At 62.1% G+C, this 18,328-nt stretch carries 16 protein-coding genes, 1 tRNA gene and 1 pseudogene; 9 read left to right on the plus strand and 9 right to left on the minus strand.

Annotated elements, in window-relative coordinates; genetic code table 11:
• Positions 1 to 122: 122 nt before the first annotated feature.
• The 3 genes and pseudogenes from JI752_RS00005 to JI752_RS00015 all read right to left on the minus strand — a co-directional run.
• A pseudogene (locus tag JI752_RS00005) lies at positions 123 to 275 on the minus strand (transposase); the annotation flags it as partial.
• A 106-nt stretch (positions 276 to 381) separates the two neighbouring features.
• Positions 382 to 2,154 carry a hypothetical protein gene (locus JI752_RS00010; protein ID WP_216957764.1) on the minus strand — a complete coding sequence of 591 codons (1,773 nt, stop codon included), beginning with the start codon at positions 2,152 to 2,154 and terminating at the stop codon, positions 382 to 384.
• Positions 2,155 to 2,186: 32 nt separating this feature from the next.
• Positions 2,187 to 3,266, minus strand: coding sequence for a site-specific integrase (locus JI752_RS00015; protein ID WP_216957766.1), 1,080 nt, complete (start codon positions 3,264 to 3,266; stop codon positions 2,187 to 2,189).
• Positions 3,267 to 3,369: 103 nt separating this feature from the next.
• Between JI752_RS00015 and JI752_RS00020 the strand changes: the two genes are divergently transcribed.
• The 6 genes from JI752_RS00020 to JI752_RS00045 all read left to right on the plus strand — a co-directional run bounded on the left by JI752_RS00020 (position 3,370) and on the right by JI752_RS00045 (position 7,409).
• A complete protein-coding gene (locus JI752_RS00020) occupies positions 3,370 to 4,293 on the plus strand; it encodes a DNA-binding protein (protein ID WP_216957768.1) in 924 nt (307 codons plus the stop codon).
• 496 nt (positions 4,294 to 4,789) lie between these two features.
• Positions 4,790 to 5,329, plus strand: a complete 540-nt coding sequence (locus tag JI752_RS00025) for a hypothetical protein (RefSeq protein WP_345777305.1) — start codon at positions 4,790 to 4,792, stop codon at positions 5,327 to 5,329.
• A gap of 24 nt (positions 5,330 to 5,353) precedes the next feature.
• Positions 5,354 to 5,698: a hypothetical protein gene (locus tag JI752_RS00030; protein WP_216957771.1), complete on the plus strand. Its 345-nt coding sequence runs from the start codon at positions 5,354 to 5,356 to the stop codon at positions 5,696 to 5,698.
• Positions 5,699 to 5,873: 175 nt separating this feature from the next.
• A tRNA-Ile gene (locus JI752_RS00035) sits at positions 5,874 to 5,965 on the plus strand.
• A 264-nt stretch (positions 5,966 to 6,229) separates the two neighbouring features.
• A complete protein-coding gene (locus tag JI752_RS00040; RefSeq protein WP_216957773.1) occupies positions 6,230 to 6,487 on the plus strand; it encodes a hypothetical protein in 258 nt (85 codons plus the stop codon).
• Between the two features lie 730 nt (positions 6,488 to 7,217).
• On the plus strand, positions 7,218 to 7,409 hold the full coding sequence (locus JI752_RS00045; protein WP_216957775.1) for a DUF3653 domain-containing protein: 192 nt from the start codon (positions 7,218 to 7,220) through the stop codon (positions 7,407 to 7,409).
• Positions 7,410 to 7,424: 15 nt separating this feature from the next.
• Here the strand turns inward: JI752_RS00045 and JI752_RS00050 are convergent, their stop codons facing one another.
• Positions 7,425 to 7,892 carry a DUF4145 domain-containing protein gene (locus JI752_RS00050; protein ID WP_216957783.1) on the minus strand — a complete coding sequence of 156 codons (468 nt, stop codon included), beginning with the start codon at positions 7,890 to 7,892 and terminating at the stop codon, positions 7,425 to 7,427.
• Between the two features lie 238 nt (positions 7,893 to 8,130).
• Complete coding sequence (locus JI752_RS00055) at positions 8,131 to 8,538, minus strand: DUF4124 domain-containing protein (protein ID WP_216957786.1); 408 nt, start codon at positions 8,536 to 8,538, stop codon at positions 8,131 to 8,133.
• 210 nt (positions 8,539 to 8,748) lie between these two features.
• Here JI752_RS00055 and JI752_RS00060 point away from each other — a divergent pair, with 210 nt between their 5' ends.
• From JI752_RS00060 to JI752_RS00070, 3 genes are all read left to right on the plus strand, one after another.
• Positions 8,749 to 10,209, plus strand: coding sequence for an Hsp70 family protein (locus JI752_RS00060; protein ID WP_216957787.1), 1,461 nt, complete (start codon positions 8,749 to 8,751; stop codon positions 10,207 to 10,209).
• Positions 10,210 to 10,436: 227 nt separating this feature from the next.
• A complete protein-coding gene (locus tag JI752_RS00065; protein ID WP_216957789.1) occupies positions 10,437 to 10,610 on the plus strand; it encodes a hypothetical protein in 174 nt (57 codons plus the stop codon).
• Positions 10,607 to 11,290, plus strand: coding sequence for a response regulator transcription factor (locus tag JI752_RS00070; RefSeq protein ID WP_216957791.1), 684 nt, complete (start codon positions 10,607 to 10,609; stop codon positions 11,288 to 11,290). Before JI752_RS00065 ends, JI752_RS00070 begins: the two co-directional genes overlap by 4 nt.
• Positions 11,291 to 11,316: 26 nt before the next feature.
• Here JI752_RS00070 and JI752_RS00075 read toward each other — a convergent pair whose 3' ends face one another.
• From JI752_RS00075 to JI752_RS00090, 4 genes are all read right to left on the minus strand, one after another.
• Positions 11,317 to 12,717 (minus strand): peptidoglycan-binding domain-containing protein, encoded by a 1,401-nt coding sequence (locus tag JI752_RS00075; RefSeq protein WP_216957793.1) that lies wholly within the window; start codon positions 12,715 to 12,717, stop codon positions 11,317 to 11,319.
• An 80-nt stretch (positions 12,718 to 12,797) separates the two neighbouring features.
• Entirely contained in the window at positions 12,798 to 15,956 is a 3,159-nt protein-coding gene (locus JI752_RS00080) for a DUF4157 domain-containing protein (RefSeq protein WP_216957795.1), read from the minus strand.
• A gap of 53 nt (positions 15,957 to 16,009) precedes the next feature.
• Positions 16,010 to 16,828: a hypothetical protein gene (locus JI752_RS00085; RefSeq protein ID WP_216957797.1), complete on the minus strand. Its 819-nt coding sequence runs from the start codon at positions 16,826 to 16,828 to the stop codon at positions 16,010 to 16,012.
• A gap of 11 nt (positions 16,829 to 16,839) precedes the next feature.
• On the minus strand, positions 16,840 to 18,315 hold the full coding sequence (locus JI752_RS00090; RefSeq protein WP_216957799.1) for a hypothetical protein: 1,476 nt from the start codon (positions 18,313 to 18,315) through the stop codon (positions 16,840 to 16,842).
• Positions 18,316 to 18,328 lie beyond the last annotated feature (13 nt).

The raw sequence follows: 18,328 nt of genomic DNA on the forward strand, positions 1-18,328 counted from the left end.
CACCGCTACAACCATCACCGCCCGCATCGTTCACTGGGCGGGCTTTCACCCGTCCACTACGCAATGGCACACTCGCCGAACACCTCTACTTTCGACTGACTCGAAAAAGCGAGGACGCTACAGGAGGCTTCAAGTCCGCCGTACTTGCTCTTCCACTTGTAATAGGTCGCCACGCTGATGCCGGCCTGGCGACAGGTGTCCTTCACCGGCACCCCGGCGTCGGCCTGCTTGAGGATCGAGACGATCTGCGTCTCGGTGAACTTCGAAGTCTTCATCGCAACCTCCTGGCGGAAACATGCCAGAAAGTTCTACTTTTAACTTCTGTGGCAGGTGGGGGAGCTTACGACTCGAATACGGCCAGCTGGGCTCGGAGGGCTGCGTTCACCGGCGTTGGCGCTCCAGCAACTGCCCTATGGCGGAATTGATGGACTCAAGGGCGCGAATTACGCCATCCATCACGAAGTCTAGGGCCAACCCATAGCCGTCACTCAATTGGCCGGTGTCAAAGCCCATGTCCTGGAGCGTCTGAATGCACCTCCCGACCGCCTCGTGCGCGTCCGCAACGCGAAGGTCATTGTTCAGGAACAGCGGCGCCATAAGTGGGTTCCTGGCAGCCCATCCGTCCGGCTCCCGTTGCGATTCGAAGGCATCTAGGGAGTCTTCGTCGTCGTTCAGTCGCTGCAGAACATTCAACTGCGCCTCCAGCAGTTTCAAGAGCCCGAGGTCGTTGAGCTTGCTACGAGGGCAGCCGGCCTTCTCCAGCAACGACTTCAAATAGCCATTGGGAATCTTCTGCAGGATCTCATGGAGTTGCTTGCACCTCGAAAGAAATGCCTGCTGGGTCATGTCCAACGGCGCGACCTGCGCTAGCTTGCACAAGTTCTGATACGCCATCCAACCGTTATCGGCCAGCTCCTTGCGGGAAAATCCAGTCATTTCTTCGGCGGTCTTCTGTAGCCCAGTGCTGGCACCAAGATGCGAGAGGTTGTCGCCGAGAATGATAATCTGGTCGAGAAGACGTTGTGTCTTCGCAACGATGTGCTCGGCATTCATGTCCATATGCGCGATCTCGTCGCGACCGAGTGCGTGCTCGTATGCATGAACGATCTCGCGACCGGGTTTCGGCTTATACAACTCGCGCATTGAGACCCTGACCAGGTTGCGCCCGACACGGACGCAATCCGTAAAGCCCCATTGACCCTTATAGGAAGGGCTGCAATGCCATACTCCTTCGATCCGGACAGGCGCTGTGTCGTAGAAGGTGCTTTGCTCGTATCGTTCAAGGAACCGGTCGTCCAAGAAGACCAGCTTCCGGGACATCAGTGCGTTGGCGCACTCGGAAGTCATAGGTTCCGTATCCCCCGGCCAGACGATGCCATCCGCGCTTTGCTCGGGGCAGAGTTCGCACGATACGGCTGCCACCGAAGCCCATACTTGGAGCAGCAATCCGCTCTTGTACTCACGAATATCTAGGTTGTACCAGACAGGCCCTGTCTCAGGCTTTAGATCGATATGTCCTTCGGCGCCCATCAGCCTACGGATCTCGGGGTGATCGGGGAGCTTCTTCTTGTAGTAGATCGCCCTGACCCCGCGCGCCGATCGCAACCATAGATACTTCCTCAGGTATTCATTGGACATCGACCAATGAATATTGCGAGTCGACCTCCAGAAGTACTCGTTGGAAATTTCGCCCTGCGCCACGGCGAAATCCGGCAGGCCAAGATCGTCATAAATGAGCTTCTGGTGGTCGTTGCCGATGCAGCGGGGAGTCAGCCCCAAGGTCATCCAGACCTTTTCGGCCAGATGATATGTGTAGAAGGAACCGCTCCCCCAGGACGCGACGATGTAGTCGTGCCCCGATAGGGAAGGTTGATACTCCGCAGCGTTTCCTCTTCCATCGAACGGTACAGAATAGGCGACAACGCCATGCCCGGCTTCATTGAGAACATCCAGTGGCGCGTCGCTACCATCCTGGACCACGGCCATTTGGAGATAGAGGACTTCCTCGTTGAGATCGCAGTCCGGTGCCTCATACATGCGGGCGACCTCGACGGCCTCCCGGGGGTTGAGGCCAACGGGCATCAGCAGGTTGCGCAGCCGCTCGGGAATAAGATCGGCGTGCAGCGGAAAGGCGGCAACGTAGTCGAACGGCATGGGCGAGGGCTTCATTACAAAGGTTCAGCCTTCTATTTAAGCAATCGTGCCGCCGGATTGTCTTCAGCAGCTCCTGCTTGAAAATACCCAAGCACGCTCGCCACCGAACGGTGCTCGGTCATCGCCATCACCGCCGGCAGAGGGACACCTTGCTTCCCCGCCTCGGTAACGAACCCCGACCGCAAGCTGTGCGCCCCAAAGTCCCCCTCCAGCCCCGCCAGCTTGGCCCGTCGCTTCACGATCGTTGCCACCGAGCCCGAGAGGAGGGCAGGGCCGACCCGTCCCTTCCAAACCCGCCGAAAGATCGCTCCCTCGTGAATTCCCGCTGCATCGAGCCAAGCAGCCAGCGCCTCGGCACTGCGACCCAGGATAGGCTTGTCCGGAGTCGAGTCCACAGTGACACCACCCTGCTGGGTCTTGGAATACTCCAGCCGATAGATGTAGCCGTCTTCGCCGACTTTGCGCAGGTCGCGCAGGTCCGCAGCGGCGATCTCGCTGCGCCGGCGACCGCCGCTGGCGAAGCCGAAGCAGAGCAGGGCACGGTCGCGCAGGCCTTCCAGGCTGTCGTCGCAGGTGGCCAACATCGCCTCCAGTTCGGTACGGGTGATTGCGGTCTTCTTGCTGGGCCGCTCGCCGCGCTTGACCGCAGCACGCCGGGCCCGGCTTAGCAGCGTGCGGACGCTGGGCAGCTCACACGGGTTGGCCAAGCGCTTGAGCTTATGGGCGGTGGACAGCACAGCCACGCGCTGGACCACGGTCGACAACTTCAGCGGCCCTACCTTGGCCTTGAGACCGGCCGCGACCAGCGCTTGATCTATTGCTGGCGGGAGCTCGCTGACCAGTCCGTTCTTGTTCTTGCGCTGGATGTGGTCAACCAAGAACTGGATCACCACGGCCTCGCTGGTTGGCAGAGTCAGATCGATGCTGAATCGGGCTTGGTGCCAGCCGGCCCAGTAGCGCAGGGCGGTGGCGTAGCTGCGCGTGGTGTTGGCGGCGGCCGCTTCGGCGAGGAGTTCGCGCACGGCGGCGGCTGCCTGCTGCGCCAGCTGGTCGGGTAGCGCCAGGTTTGCAGCCGTCGCTGGCAAGGCGAGCAGCGTGCTATTTCGCTTCATACTATGTAATGTACATTATGAATTAGGACGCGTACTGGCGATAATCATCACTTATCGCCAGTACGTGTCAACAGAGCAGGGCAGCCCAGTAGGAGGCGCTTCTATGGCGCGAGGCATCACCGAATCCGGCGTGCACGGCGCCGCCGATGCGCTGGTCGCCGTCGGCGAACGGCCGACGGTGGAACGCGTCCGCGCGTACCTGGGTACCGGTTCGCCGAACACCGTCACGCGCTGGCTGGAGACGTGGTGGCAAACCTTGGGCGCGCGGCTGACCGCGCAGGCCGCGAAGGTCGCGCTGCCGGCGGCGCCCGACGCGGTCGTCGCGTTGGCCGCGCAATGGTGGGAGCTAGCGCTGACCGCCGCCCGCGTCGAAGCCGAACGGGCCATCGCCGAGGAGCGTGCTCGGCTCGACAAGGCACGCACCGAACTCGACGAGCAAACACTCGGCTGGCAGGCGCAGATTCAGCAGCACGTCGCCATCGCCGAGGAAGCGCAACAGCAACTGGCCACCGCCGACCAGCGCCTGTCCGACGTGCAACGCACCTGCGATGTGCAGGCCGAACAACTGCGCGACCTGGGGGCGCAACGCGACGCCGCGCACCTGCGCGCCGAGCGCGTAGACGCCGAGCTCGCCGGCCTGCAGGCGCGCGTGATAGAGCGGGAGGAGGCGATCACGCGAGAGCGGGATGCGCAAGTTTTGCACGTGCGTGCCGTGGAGAATCGCACGCACGCCGAGGTGGATCGCGCGCGACAGGAAATCAGGCAACTGCGGGGACAGCTCGCCACGCAAGAGCGCGATCATGCGGCCGAGCGCCAGGAGTTGCAGCACGAACACACCGTGCTTCGGACCGCGACCACCGAGGCGCAACGGGAGGCCGCGGCGCAACGTGCTCGGGCCGATGCATTCGAGGCGCACTTTGCCCAGCTGGGCTCCTTGTCGACGACCCTGCAGGCGGCGCTGCTCCAGGCCAGTACGGCCCCGCCCCCGACAAGGCGCAAGGCGGGCGCAACGCGACGCCGCCCGTAGAACGCTCACGGCTGGACGCCGGCCGGTGACATTCACTTCGTCACATCACGTGATGTGACGAAGTCTGCGTGGCGCAGGGAAGCGACCAGCCCCTTCCAACCAGGTCGGCTCAGCGTATAGTGACTAAGATATCCTTAGGCAAAAAAGAAGAATGAGTAGTGCGGCCAGTACCAAATCGTATGGTTCGATTGACCAAACTAGATAGGCTACAGGCATGAACAGCGTGCTAGTTGCTACCGACAGCGACGGTTGGAGCTGAATTGGCTACTTGGCGCTGATCGACGGGCACTACACGGTGTGCGCTCCCACTCTCGATAGGCTCGCACGGCGACTTCACGCACTTGGAGCCCAGGAACATCACATTACCTGAAGAGGGCGATCGCGCGATGTCCTTGAAGGAGCACGAAGCATTTCGAGCGACGTGGAAGGCAGTGGTACTTGGAAAGGGCTGAACTGCACCGTCCCGGACACACCATGCCAAGCTTAGGAGCTTGCTGTGATCGGACCAACCTACTTGTTTCTCGACACCGAGTGGGCCGACGTGATGGGCTCAGAGCTCGTCAGCATTGCTTTAGTCAGCGAGGATGGCGAGCGTGAGTTCTATGCCGAAAGGGATCCACTGCCATCATTCGCTACGGACTTCGTGCGCCACGCGGTGTATCCGAGCCTCGATCGCGGCACGGTTGCCATGTCGGATGCGGAGATGACGACGGCGCTACGACGCTTCCTTTTCAGCATTCGCCAGTCTTATGTGTTGGCGGACTACCCAATCGACCTGCAGTTGCTCAAGTACGTATTGGCAGGCTTCGATCTGCCAGACGAACACGCTGCGGCTTGTGGCCCGATTCCCTCCCCAGTGATGACACTGATGGGTCGCGAAGGGCTTACAACAGTGCTGCTTGAAGACTGGTTTGCGGCGCATCCCGAACAGGCCAAGCGCCGCCATAACGCTTTGGTCGACGCGAGGGCGCTTCGGATGGCGTGGATGGCCGCTACCGGTCGAATCGATCCGCACTGGTCCAAACTAAGAAGCTAGCTACGTCGTGCAGAGGTCAACAGGATGAGTTCGCCATCGGACACGCTGTTTCGCTGGTATCAACTGACTGAGCGCGAGCGCCTTGTTTGGGCCAGCGCGTTTTCCCAGTTCGTCGGCGCGCCTCTGGACGCCGCACGTGCGGCCGATGCCAAGGTTGTGGCTGTGAAGGGTTTGGACATTGACCAGTACACGATGTCGCCGGAGCACGAGCTGGCCAAGTCGAACCTGGAGGTCCCGTTTGAGGCCTTCGCTCCCTGGTACCGGGTCGCCTACCGCATCAGCCACCGGCTTGGCTGTCAACCACTGACGGACGAGGACGTCGCTCGGGCGTACGACGCCTATCAGCGCAGCCGCTGCGACTTCTATTGATGAGGTCACAATGAGTGCGCCGCTGCGGCGCCTTCGAGCAGGAGTGATGTGATTTGACATCACCTTGCCGTGGTTCGGTCTGAAACTGGAGCGCAGCATAGCGCGTGCTAGCCTTCAGCGATGCACCTCCTGTCGCGAGCGGCATTCCGAATACCGGCGTGATCCCTGAGATCACGCCCCCGTAGCTCAATGGTGAGAGCAGCGGATTCATATCCCTTAGCGCCAGATAAGCGGCCGGTGTCGGTTCGAGTCCGACCGGGGGCACCAATTTGTCGGCAAGCGGCAGTGAGAACCACATCTCTAATCGCCAGCTGGAAGCGGAGGATGGCAACCTTCGCGCGGTTGAAAGATCCCACTTTATGGGCGCACGCGCACATCCATCGCCGATCACGAAGGGCTGCAGCAGTCGACGGATCGTTGTTTCATTCGATGTCTTAGGAGTACTCTCATTCCGGCTCCGGTTTCACGTGCCGCCGCTCGACAGTACGACGGCTACTTGCGTCCAATGAGAGGTGGGCAATGAGAACCCAAATGCTCGACGCACTAGAGGCCCTCGCGCAACCTCAAGGCTTCATCTATCAGGACGAGATCCCGGGTGAGCATTACGAGGCATTCTGGACGTTCACCGGCGCGCAGACAGTGTTCAAGGGGCCTGACGGGCGCCCAGCCATTCCTGGCTCGGCATGGCTCGAGTACGTTGCCTGGCTTCGTGAGGCGCAAGCGGACCCGAGTGCAGTCACGTCAACAACGAAGTTCGAATGGCGCCAACGTACTGGGCGCTGGATCTAGGCGCCCCGAGCGCACATCACCGCAACCGACCAGCGACCCAGATTGAAATCTGCTGGGCTAGCGGGCAGCTGAGCACTCAGATTTCGTTCTGGAGGGTTGATCGGCGCTCTTCATGGGACGCATCAGTCGGCGCTGGTTCCTTCATGGATCACTGTTCGTGGCGCTGGACCTTTCTGGGACGCCTTAGTTGACGTTACTGGCTCGCTTTAGTGGTCGTGGTGGGCCGCAATGGGCGGCGAAGAACACCTGGCTTCGCGAGGAACGAGTGGCCCCGAGTGAGGTCACGGCGACAACGAAAGCCGAATGGCGCCAGCGAACTGGGCGCTGGATTTAGCGCTCGGCGAGACCGCGGTGACGTGATCCATCCCAGTTCATGGGACGCCTCGATCTTGAAATCTGCGCGCCTGGAGTGACGGCGAACGCTTCCGATCCTACACAGTGCACCGTGGCAGCTGGGGCGCTTCTTGGTCGCGACGGAGCGGTTTGTCGGACGCGAAGGGGACGAATTCTTGTTGGCAGACAACGGGTGATCTACCAATTTCTTCGATCAGAACCTATCAAAAACAGCGATCCCGGCAACGGCGGCGACCCCAACGATCACATTACTTCGCATAATGCATATTATGTCAATTCGCCGCAGGGGCTGGCTGGCGCGACTCAGACTTTTCGCCTTGCGGCACAGCTCTTGCCTTCCCAAGCTGGGATTCGGCTTTTGGCACAGGGGGGCTGCATGACTGACGTCGATTTCGACGGCGATTGGAACGGATGGCGGCTGCGAGGCCGCAATCTCGTTTCCGAGGACGGCCAACGCATGACCGTCGAACGCCTGCGCGGCCTGATGTGGCGCGACAAGATGGAGCTGCTCAAGGTAGTCGTCATCGAACTGGCTGAGATTCGCCACCGGGGAACCGTCGCCTCGTAGAGGTTCCCACCAATCCTATGACTTCGGCATCTCCGCCAGGTACTTCCTAGTCAGCAATACGTTATCGATCCAGTTTGTCGTCAATTGGACCAACACCTTCAGATCCTCCACATCTTTTGTGTCCCACTTGCGCAAGTAATGAGTCTCGTCATTACCCAGCCATGCTGCGCGCGCCGCACACTGCTTCACGTTCTCGTCCAGGACGTAGTTATTGATACATGCCGACAACGTTTGAGACCGGATGTCGTCGGCAGCTTCTCGATTACCTGAGATCGCGAAGTCCTTGACAAGGAACTCAAGAGCTTTTCTGAGCCCGATGCCGACCAATTGATCTAGGCCGGCACTCTTCGCTGCCTCAACCTGCTGGCTAATAGCGGAAAAACTCGGAGAGATGTTGGCGACCAACGTTGGAATCGATACAGCTTTGGGCTTCCATGGCTCAACGCTACTGAGTGTTCCCGTGGTTCCCTGCGTGGTGCCCATGCTCGTAATGCGGTAGTTGGCAACAAAAACTAACTCGCATTCTGCCGACGTGCACCGATGAACTGCTTGCAAGGATGCGTTACGTACAGACACGTAGGCGCCGAGGAACTTGGCGTGGACGTGGCGATGGCACCATGGGCATTCGTCAGGATGTCGGTTGATCCTAGCGCTCTGGGCGGTGCCGCCCAAATCGTGTGCAGTTATGTTGATCACGCCCCCTCCGAATCATTGCTCAAGGTCATTTGCACGCCTCGCGCACGCTGTCGTCAAGTTGCTGAAGTAGTTCGTAAGTGCGGCGCATGCCTACAGCCGCCAGAGTGCTTTCGCGAGATGCCTTGGCGGCGTCGCACGCCGAGGCACTTCGGGCGCCATCCGCGCGCACACGATGACCTACCGCCCCCGAGCTTGTGCCGGCCAAGCCGGACAAATAGCGCGAATCGGCCTCGCCCTGCTTTCGCTGGTAGTAGCGCCGCCAGAGTTCTTCATTGGTGGGCGGCTGTTCCGGCGTTGCATCCCAAGTCTTGGCGTGCTGATAGCCAGCCGGACAAGGGCCGCTGTAGTAGTGCACTGCCCCGCCCTTCCCCATGCACTTATTCACCACCTGCGCCGAAGCGCTGCCGCACATCAGTGCGGCGAGCAGCAGCATTCCTTGTCGCATCGCTCCATCCATCCCCCTCAGGACTGAGACGAGCGTAGCAAAAAAGGACCGGCGGTCAACGACGCGCAGACACCCCCCGTCCGGCTTCGCTATCGCCGTAATCCGGGGCTCCGCGACGATCTTCCGACCCGATTCGTTGGAACCATCAACCCCCTTCACGGCAAAATGCCATCAATCCGCCACAGAGTTCAGCACCAGATGCGCATTGGGATTGATTTCGGCACGAGCTATTCGGCTGCCGGCGCCGTCATCGAGGGCAAATTGCAGTTGATCCAGTTCGGTGCCGACCAGCAGTTTCGGACCACCGTGTTCTTTCCGCAGCGGCTTCCGGACCTGTCCGAGTTCGAGCTCACCGACGCCCTGCAGGACGAGATCCAGAAGCTGACCGGCGAGTTCCGGCGAGACCAGTCCAAGCGACATGCGGAGCTCCGCGCACGTCGCGAAGAAGCGATGAGGCGGCCGGAACCGCAGCGGACCCATGAGCTGAACATGATCCCCTCGCCTCGCGTTCGAACGGATCTGGAACTGGAAAGGGATGCTCGCGCGCTCGTGCGCCGCCGCTGGGCCGCCGAGGAGATGCGCAAGGCGATGCTGGAAGGCGCGGACCTGCAGCGGGCGTTGTACGGCGAGGAAGCGGTCGATGCCTTCATCGAGGGCAGCGCAGGCCAGTTGGTGGTTTCGCCGAAGTCGATGCTGGGCTACAGGCTGGAAGCACGTGCGCGCGACACGTTGCTGGGCATCGCCACGCAGTTGCTCCGGCACATCCGGCTCACCGCCAGCGCCCAGCTCGGTTGCGACGTTAGGGCGGCGATTCTGGGGCGTCCGGTGCGTTTTCGCAGCTCCATGAAGGAGGCTGGCGGAGTGCAGGCACTGGAGATCCTCACGGACGCGTCGTATGCCGCCGGCTTTGACGAAGTCGAATTCCTCGAAGAGCCGGCCGCGGCGGCGTATGGCTATCACCAGGGCAGCGAACGCCCTCGCCGGACGTTGATCCTCGATATCGGTGGCGGAACGACGGACATGGCCGTTGCCGATGTCGGCGGGCCAGGGGCTGCGCCCATCGTGCATGGTTCATGGGGCGAGCCGGTCGGCGGCACCGACGTGGACATCGAGTTGAGCATGCGCAGCGTCATGCCGCTGTTCGGCAAGGGAGTGACGGACACGCCGGTGCATCGGTTCTACGAGGCGTCGGCCGTGCAGGATCTGCAACGCCAGGCGAAGTTTCGCGAGACGTCGTTCGAGCACGTCGTCGCTCCCTATGGCCATCGGCTTGAGACCTTGAAGGAAGCAGGTCACACCGTGCGCCTGAATCGCGCCGTCGAGCGCGCCAAGATTCGACTGAGCGAAGCCAGCAACGTGACGCTGGGGCTCGACTTCATAGAGGCCGGTCTGCTCGCGCACATCGATGCGCAACGATTGAGCGACGCGGCAACGCCCTTCCTGTTCCAGTTGCGCTCGTTGATGGAGCGTGCCCGTGCCGAACTGAACGCACCGCCGGAGACGGTCTATCTCACAGGCGGCATGTCACGCTCGCCTTACGTGCCGCTGCTCGTCAAAGAGATCTTCCCGGACGCCGAACTGGTGGCCGGCAATGCATCGCTGGGCGTGGTGACGGGACTGGCTCACGCGGCGGCCAGCCACAGAAGCGACCAGAAGTAGCCCCGATACCAAACGTGTCCACAATTGGTGAATCACGGTACCCCTGTCCCACCAAACCCGGTTCAGACGGGCAAAACAGAGGGCTTTGCGCTGCATGGCGATCAATACTCGCCGCGCAGGATTTCCGCTTAGGGGCGAAAGTGGCGTTGTAGGTAGCGAGCGTTGACGCCGACTTCGCGCTCGATACTGCCTCGATCCGCACCACCAACAGGTGCGCCCGCAGCGGCGTGAACCTGGCCACGGAAGGCGATGCCATGACCTTCGTGAATTCACTCAAGAACGCTAGTCCGGGCCGTATCGGCCCGTCGCGAGATCGCGAACACCGCTTTTTCCGCTTCTGTGCCGACGCGGTTTCAACGAAGGCCGCTGCGGTGAAGAGCCAAGCCTGGGTTGTCAGATGAACCTGCTGGTATTCACCCCTGTGCGACTCCTGGGCGATGGCCTGGCGGCTTCGCTCGCCTCCCGCCGCGGCGTTGACGTTCGCGCCGTTGTCAACGCATTCGCTGATCTGCACGCCGCCATCCAGGCGCACGACGTCGATCTGATGCTGATCGATGTCACGCAGGGCATCGACCTGTCGGAGGTGCGCGCGATCGCGCAGGCGCACCCGGACATCCTGTTGGTGGCACTCGGGCTGGACGAACAGCGTCAGAACGTCATCCGCTGCGGCCGGGCCGGCTTCACCGGTTACGTGCCGCGCGATGCTTCGATCGAAGAGCTGTGCAACGCGCTGTCGGACGTGGTGCACGGCCGCCTCGCCTGCCCTGCCGAGATTTCGTGCGGCCTGTTACGCGCCTTGTTCCGGATGAATGAATCGCCCGACGACCCTGGCGTGACGGGCAAGCAGCTCAGTCGGCGCGAATGCGACGTGATGCACTTGATCGAGCGCGGCCTGTCGAACAAGGAAATCGCGCGAGAACTGTGCCTGAGCGTGTCCACGGTGAAGCACCACGTGCACCACATCCTGGAGAAGCTGGAGTTGTCGCGGCGCACGCAGGCGATGCATCGCGCGCGCGAGGAGCCATGGATTGCGCAGCCGGAAGCGGTGAAGCATCTGGAGGATCGCGGACGGGCTCCGTGAAATGACGTCCGTGGCGACGCGTGCACTCAGAGGCTGTTCCAGGGACGCTTCGCCGGAATGTACGCCTCCTTGTCTTCGATCAGCGAACTGAAAGGTGGGCCTGGCAGGCCTGTGGACATGGTCTTGTCGAACTTGCGGTAGAAGGCCTTGCAGGTAAAGGGATTGACCGTGTGGTCGATGTTGGGGAACACCGGCTTCTTGCCCCGTGGAGGGACCGATACCGCGGAGTGATCGCTTTCGCGCTTCGTGGTCGTGTCGCTGTAGACATGGTCCACCAGATACCCGGACAGCGCTCCGTAGTAGGAGATCGCAGGCTGCCACGGGAACGTGGACGTTTCGAGGAGGAATCGCTCTACCTTGCCGACGCAATCGTCATGGTCCTTGCCCCGAAGATGCGTTCTTTCCGGCGTGAGCCTTCTGACATTGGACAGGAACCTTCCCGTGATCAGCGAGTAAGTGAGCACGAAATCCGACCAGTGCTCCAATTCCTGACCAAGAATCATCGGCTCGACCTCGGGCATCACTCGTTTTATGACCTTCTTGAATGTTCCTCCCGTTTCGTACGGGCAGCCCGAGACACTTTGATCCTGCACGGGGAAACTGCGGTCCGGCTCATCCGAGAAATCGCCGACGGTGATGAAGATCTCGAACCTGGGTTGAGGCAGTTCCCAATCCGCGATGCATTTGAAACACGGCTCCGGCAAAACAGGTTCCGTGCGCACGCTCACCGGCTTCAAGTTATCGAAGCCAGGAATGTTCGCGCCCAACGGCGGATTCTCCGGGATGTGCGCACGAGACACCTGCCGCTTCCTGACCACGTCGAGCAGCTCATTGCCGTTGATCCTGGTGATGCTCGGCAGTGGAATCGGCGGAAGCGGCTCTGCTTCCATGCTGACGGGGCCGTCGTTGCAGGCCGGTGTCGGCGGCTGCTTCAGCATTTGCGCATCGAGCGCGGCGATCGTCCGTGATCCCACGACAGGATCGGAAGGTGAGATCCCCGCTTGCGCCTTGTACCTTGAAACCGCGCTTGCGGTTTCATTGCCGAAGCTCCCGTCCGCGCCCCACTTTGGCAGCGGGAACCCGAGGTCCATCAAAGCCTGCTGGACTTTGAGAACCGCATCTCCCGTCGCGCCGGAATGCAGGAAGTGCTCCGCCTTTCCATCGAAGATGCTCTCCAGCCGGGCATCGCCCCTGAAACGCTCCGACTGCAGGCCTTGTCGCTCGGCAGGATCACGGGCATCCCCGTCTGCCTGCGCCAGACGCGCCCTGTCCATCACATTCCGAATTCCCTGATTGCCAACACGCTGCTTGAGCGTTGTTGCGCTCGACGACTCCCGCTCGTTCGACGGTCGGGCCGCGATGGAGGGCGAAATCGGGCGCCGCTCGATACGGTCGGTCTTACGGTCTGCGGCGGACTCATGGATCATCGCGAATCCCGACGGTGCGCACTTCTGGGACAACGAAACAGGACTTCGTTCGAGGACACCAGGAAACGTCCGCGCCAACGTCAGTCGGGCTTCAATCTGTACGCCTTTCCGCCACTGTCCACTTCATACACCCAGGTCCTTCCGGTTTCATTCACCACGATCAACAGTCTCTCCACGCGGTTCTTGCGAACGGAGGAACGTATCCGGCCGGCCATGTCCTCTCCGACAACCTCCTCCAGCCTGTGCTTCATCGTGTTGAAGTTCCTTCCGGTGATCCAGCTGTCGCTCAACTGCGGCCCGCTCCTCGACTTGCCCATCTTCACCGTGTGCAGATCTCCATCGAACCCTTGAACGAACTTCGTCTCGGAGATCGTGTAATCGAAGTGGGTTCGATCCTTTGGCATCCATACGTTGTCGATGCCCGGGCCTCGGTCCGGATTCTCGGTGCGCGTGATTCCGCCCAGGTTGGCGTACTGCTTGTCGAGCATGTGGTCGGAGGCCACCTCACCGAAGTTACCCTTGGTCGTCTGATGCAGGCGGATATCGTCGACCGCAAGGGATGGATACCCGTCGTAATCGAAATCGTCAGGCAGGTGCCGCCTGGTGTAGAAGTCCAGTTCATCGGTGATATCGGGATTGAGGAAGTCGCCGACGCAGTCTTCCGATGCCCTGCACCAGCCCTTTGCACCCCGTTGGCGTTTCCATCGGTGGCCATTGGGCAATTCGATTTCGATGGCGTCTCCGACCACTCTTACGGGAGACCGGATCGCCGTCGCGAACTCCGCTTCCAGGTACTCGGGCTTGAGCTTCTTCGCGTCCGTCTCACGACGCGCTTCTTCAAGAAGGTTGGTTCTTTCCGCATCGCCCATCCTCTCGCCCTTGGGTCTCTTCTCCTTCAGCCTCTTTGCCGTGGATGCGGAGACCTTGGAGAGCACTTTCTGGCCCAGCTTCTGAATCAGCAGTTGGAACGTCGTCTCGTACACCTGGGCCAATTTCGCCGACGCCTGCTGGGTCTGCACCACGCCCTTGGACTGCTTGGCTTCATCCAGCACCTCGACAAACGACTTGATCAACAGCGCAAGCTCAATCTTGTCCCGGACGTCATCGAACAGTTCCAGCAGGTTGTAGATGATCGAGATCGCCCTCCCCCACGGCCCCAGGTATCCGACGCCGGTCATGACGGCCTTCTTGACCGCCTTGTCCTTGACATATTCCTCGAGGATCTCCCAAAGAATCTTGTCGAGATTGCCGAGCAGCGCGACGATGCCCTGCGCGGCGAATCCCTTCGTGATGGACCATTCCACGGCGGTCATCAGTCGGATCGAAGGCTCCAGCGCAATGATCTTGCTGTCGGCGTTCGCCAGTATGTTCGCGAACGTCGTCAACTCGGATGCGTTGAGCTGGTTGATCAGATTCGGGCCGATCGCCTGAGCGTCCGCGCTGACCTTGCTGAGGAACAGGTACGGATTGACGCCGCTGGTTTGAATGCCGGCCTTGACCTTGGCGGCCGAGAGCGTTGCGCCCAGGGCCAGCCCCCTGGGTGCGTAGTTGTAGAAGTCCTCGATCGCGCGCAGTCCGGAAGGATGCGACTTGCGGAAGGCGCTTATGGCCGCAGCGTCGAAGTAGCTCCACCGGAATGCGGACGCCGTCAACCACTTGTCGAGGGCGGCCTGTCCAAGCGATGCGAGTACGTACGCCGTGAGGCCCGTGGTGTAGGCCTTCATTACGGCAGTGTGCAGAGGCACTTCTTCATGCATCACGAAATGCCCATACAGCCAGGGAATGTCGGGCATCTTCAGCAGCTTGGAGATCGACCGCTTCTTGACGGTCGAATACTCCTTGATGCCCAACGAACGGCTGTACGACGCGGGAATGCCGTTGCCGTAAAGATCCCAGCCCAGGTCGTTCCAGCTTTCGTAGTAGGCCGCCTGCGTGCCGCGTTGCCTGGACTTCGTGGACTCGACCAGTTCGGTCGAAGGCGACACCAACGGGTGGATGATGTTCCAGGCGAAGTTCGGGAAGGCGTTTCCGCCATCCCATTGCTGGATGTGTTCGTCGTCGATGAAGCTCGAATCGGTGAGATCGGGCTTGAGCATGTTGGCCTTGAACCTGGCCAGCGTGTCCTCCTCGGTATTGGAGGGTGCGTCGTAGGTTTCGATCAGCCACGCCAGATACTCTTCCTCCGGATACTCCTCGCTGCCGAAGGAGTTCACGACCGAATCGTGGTAGGCGGCCTTCTGAAGCCGGAAGTCCTCGCTTCGAAGCATCAGGATCTTGCGCTCGGCACTCGCGCCGTGTCCGACCCAGGTCGTTGCGTAGTCCAGATCCTCCTGGAAGCGGCTCTCCCTTTCGCTGAGCTCCTCCCCGGATTCTTCTTCGTGCTCCTCCTCCTGTCCCGGCGGGTCTTCCTGCTCCAGCAGATACAGCAACTCCAGCACGACCCCTTCGGGGACGAACGTCGGCGCAGCTTCGGTGGCGGGTTCTTCCGGCTGCACGCCGGGCTCGTCGTCGCGCTGCACGGTGCCGGTGCTCGCGCCTTTCTGCTGCAGCACGTGGGTCAGTTCGTGCGCGAGCAATCGCTGCCCTTCTTCGGAATGGGGCGCGTACTGGCCTGGCGCGAAAGCGATGTTCTGGCCGACCGTGAATGCCCTGGCATTGATTGACTGGGCGATGTTTCCCGCCTCGGTGCCGGCGTGAATGCGCACCTGACCGAAGTCGGCGCCGAATCGTGGCTCGAAGAAGTTCCGGGCGAACGAGGGCAGCGCACTGCCCTTGCCTGTCAGCGCGTTGATGCTGGCCGACAGCGAGCTATTGAACGGTGCGGCATTGGCGGACGCTTCCTTTCTCTGGACCTGGGTGTGGTCTTCCTCTTCCTCACACTTGGCGCAACGTCGCTGGATGGTCGCGTCGGTGGCCGCGTGCGAAACATGCGGTGCCGACGGTGCTTCCGCCATGCGCATGACCTGGTCGGCCACGTGGTCCGCTTCGCGTTCGAGGATGTCACCTGGCTGGCTGATCGAGAGCGAGGCGCCTGTTGTGGCATGGTTCGGCGCGGCCATGCCCGCGCTGGATTTGGCGGAGATCTGGCCGGCAATGGCTTGCGTGCCCCGGTTGCCGAGGCGCTGCTGCAAGCCCGTTCCGATCGCGCTCGCGCGGCCCGCCACCACGGGGGCGCGCGCGATCGCCACGGGCCGTCGTTCGACGGTCGAAGCTTTCACCGATTTGCGTTCGCGGTCCATTCCACGCGTTCCGCTGCGTCACACCCCGGACGATGACGTGCCCGGGGCCGGCATCAGCGCGGGCCTCGCTTCGGCGAGCCCGTCGTCGCCCTCGCTGCCGCAACCTGGACGTCCTGCGGTTGCGACTGCGCCGCCTGCTCCTGTTCCACCAGCGGATCGCGCATCAGCACCGGACGGATGAACCGCCGCACGCTGTGATCGGCTCGCCACGGCCGGTCGCGCTCGGTCGTCGCGTCGATGCGCGCCAGAATGATGCAATCGCAATCGCAGCAGTCGCAGCCTTCGTCTTTGCAGCCGCATCTGCCGGCGTAATGGTCTGCGTGGCATGGATCGGACGGGTCCGCGCACTTGCATGCCGAGCCACGAAACGCCTCGCGGCCTGCCGACTCCTGGCATCCGCAGCCCATCGGCGCGTCGAGCACGCGGATCTCGAAGGCGTCGCGCTCGCGCGTGCACAGCGCCGGTGCTTCGTCGTCTTCGTCGGATGCGCACATCGACGTCCTCGGCGCGCAGCATTTGCTGGTCCCGCACAGCACGACCCAGAGCGGACCGGGAACGTTCGCATCGCACTCGCTGTCGAGTTCGAACTGTTGCCGCTTCGGCACATGCACCGGGTCGCCCTGGCAGTCGATGGCCAGGCCGCACTCGACGGTGATGCGGACCTTGCCGCAGTGCTCGCTCGCATCCACGCGCAACCCGCAGACCACGCCGCATCCGAACAGCGACCGGATCATCATCCGGTTGAGTTCGCGCGTGTAGGCAGGCAGCAGTTCCAGGTCGCCGTGCTCGAGCAGCATGCCGGGACCGAACTTCGGCCGCACCAGCGTCGACATGGCCTTGTGGATCGCCAGGGGCTTGGGAGTGGTGGTCATGGCGCAACTCCTTAGGCGTCGCTCTGCGCGACACGGAAGTTCGAATGGAAAGTGCCGCCCGGCGTACCGTTTCCGGTCGGGGCCGGCAGGAGGCCGACGGCATTGGCATCCACGGCCTGTCCGTTGCAGTCGATGATGAAGTCGCCGAACACGGCGATCTCCACCAACGCTTCGTCCTTGTTGAAGATCTTGTGCCGCTTCACCGTGGCGTCTTCCGCCCAGCCCGCTTCGACCACCAGCACGGCGCGCGTAATGTGTTGCGGGTCCGGGCCGCCGGAAGTGATGACGTCGATGATGGGTACGCGACGCGACTCTCCCCAACCGGCTTCGTCTTCGGCGATGGTGACCGTCATGGAGAAGCAATCGGGCTTCACGGTGTCCACGCGCACGGGGCGCGAGAACTCGACCCAGTAGTCGCGCGTGACGTTGCGGCCGCTCTTGACGGGATTTTCCTGGCCGAACGACGCCTGGAAGTCGCCGTAGTCCACGAGCGCGTCCCGCCGATGCCACGGCGCCCAACCGATCGCGCTGATCCGCGTGAGGTCGCAGCCCCGGATCAGGTCGAACAGCAGATCGTTGCGTTTGACCAGTCGTCGCGGACCGCAGGCTTCCACGTCATCGCCGAAGCCCCAGTTGCCGCAGTCGTCGCGCTGCAACTTCACGCAGGCCAGCGGCACGCCGTGGTGCAGATCGACGCGAACGCGACCGCATCGCTCGTCGATTTCGGTCAGGCAGCCGCAGTCCTCGTCGAGTTGAAGGCCCGTGAGGTGGTCGCACAGGCAGCGGCAGCCGCCGCGCTGCACCGGTTGCCTTGGCTTGTGCGTCGCGCTGCGCTCAGCCTCCCGCGCGGTTTTGTCGTTCGCATGCTCATCGCAGCACGGGCCGGTGCCGCATTCGCAGGCCAGCCCGCACTCTTCAGTAGCGCAGCACGCGTCGCAGCGGATGGGCCTCAGCGAGAACCGCACCGTCTCGCACACGTGGTCCCATTCCTTGCGCTCGCAGCTGCACGGGTCGTGGAGGTCGACCGGATCCATCGGCTGTTCGGCGTAGTGCACGCTCAGCAGCCAGCAGTCGTCATCGCACTCTGCGCGATCGTGCGACGGTTCCTTCTCGTCGCGTCGATCCGGATCGTCCGGCGATACGCGCCTGCCCTTCGCGTCGAGCACGACCACCGCATCCAGTCCCACCGCGCCCGCGCGCACTCGAACCAGCTCGCGGCCGCAGGCGTCCAGTGCGAGCCCGGATCCGATCCCGAGCGCCCTACCCTCGCCCTGCTCTGCGCGTGGCGCCTTGATCGCGAAGCCGTATACGACGCCCCACCCGTGGATGGCGCGATTGAGCAGGCGTCGGCGGTCGATGAGGTAATCCTGTTCGACCCGGAAGGCGTCCGCGGTAAGGCGCTTGCCTTCGAAGTAGCGGTTGCGCAGGCCGGAATAGCAGGCCTCGTCGGAACAGCATTCGCGTTGTGAGTCAGCCTGGCGATGCATGGCGATTCCTCCT

Source organism: Lysobacter sp. MMG2, assembly GCF_016735495.2.
In the GTDB taxonomy this organism is placed as follows: Bacteria; Pseudomonadota; Gammaproteobacteria; order Xanthomonadales; family Xanthomonadaceae; genus Lysobacter_J.

What these genes read in the sequence shown, in the direction of transcription:
- JI752_RS00010 (WP_216957764.1), bottom strand. Translation starts at nt 2,154, where the DNA reads ATGCCGTTCGACTACGTTGCCGCCTTTCCGCTGCACGCCGATCTTATT.
- JI752_RS00015 (WP_216957766.1), bottom strand. Translation starts at nt 3,266, where the DNA reads ATGAAGCGAAATAGCACGCTGCTCGCCTTGCCAGCGACGGCTGCAAAC.
- JI752_RS00020 (WP_216957768.1), top strand. Translation starts at nt 3,370, where the DNA reads ATGGCGCGAGGCATCACCGAATCCGGCGTGCACGGCGCCGCCGATGCG.
- JI752_RS00030 (WP_216957771.1), top strand. Translation starts at nt 5,354, where the DNA reads ATGAGTTCGCCATCGGACACGCTGTTTCGCTGGTATCAACTGACTGAG.
- JI752_RS00040 (WP_216957773.1), top strand. Translation starts at nt 6,230, where the DNA reads ATGCTCGACGCACTAGAGGCCCTCGCGCAACCTCAAGGCTTCATCTAT.
- JI752_RS00045 (WP_216957775.1), top strand. Translation starts at nt 7,218, where the DNA reads ATGACTGACGTCGATTTCGACGGCGATTGGAACGGATGGCGGCTGCGA.
- JI752_RS00050 (WP_216957783.1), bottom strand. Translation starts at nt 7,892, where the DNA reads ATGGGCACCACGCAGGGAACCACGGGAACACTCAGTAGCGTTGAGCCA.
- JI752_RS00055 (WP_216957786.1), bottom strand. Translation starts at nt 8,538, where the DNA reads ATGCTGCTGCTCGCCGCACTGATGTGCGGCAGCGCTTCGGCGCAGGTG.
- JI752_RS00060 (WP_216957787.1), top strand. Translation starts at nt 8,749, where the DNA reads ATGCGCATTGGGATTGATTTCGGCACGAGCTATTCGGCTGCCGGCGCC.
- JI752_RS00070 (WP_216957791.1), top strand. Translation starts at nt 10,607, where the DNA reads ATGAACCTGCTGGTATTCACCCCTGTGCGACTCCTGGGCGATGGCCTG.
- JI752_RS00075 (WP_216957793.1), bottom strand. Translation starts at nt 12,717, where the DNA reads ATGATCCATGAGTCCGCCGCAGACCGTAAGACCGACCGTATCGAGCGG.
- JI752_RS00080 (WP_216957795.1), bottom strand. Translation starts at nt 15,956, where the DNA reads ATGGACCGCGAACGCAAATCGGTGAAAGCTTCGACCGTCGAACGACGG.
- JI752_RS00085 (WP_216957797.1), bottom strand. Translation starts at nt 16,828, where the DNA reads ATGACCACCACTCCCAAGCCCCTGGCGATCCACAAGGCCATGTCGACG.
- JI752_RS00090 (WP_216957799.1), bottom strand. Translation starts at nt 18,315, where the DNA reads ATGCATCGCCAGGCTGACTCACAACGCGAATGCTGTTCCGACGAGGCC.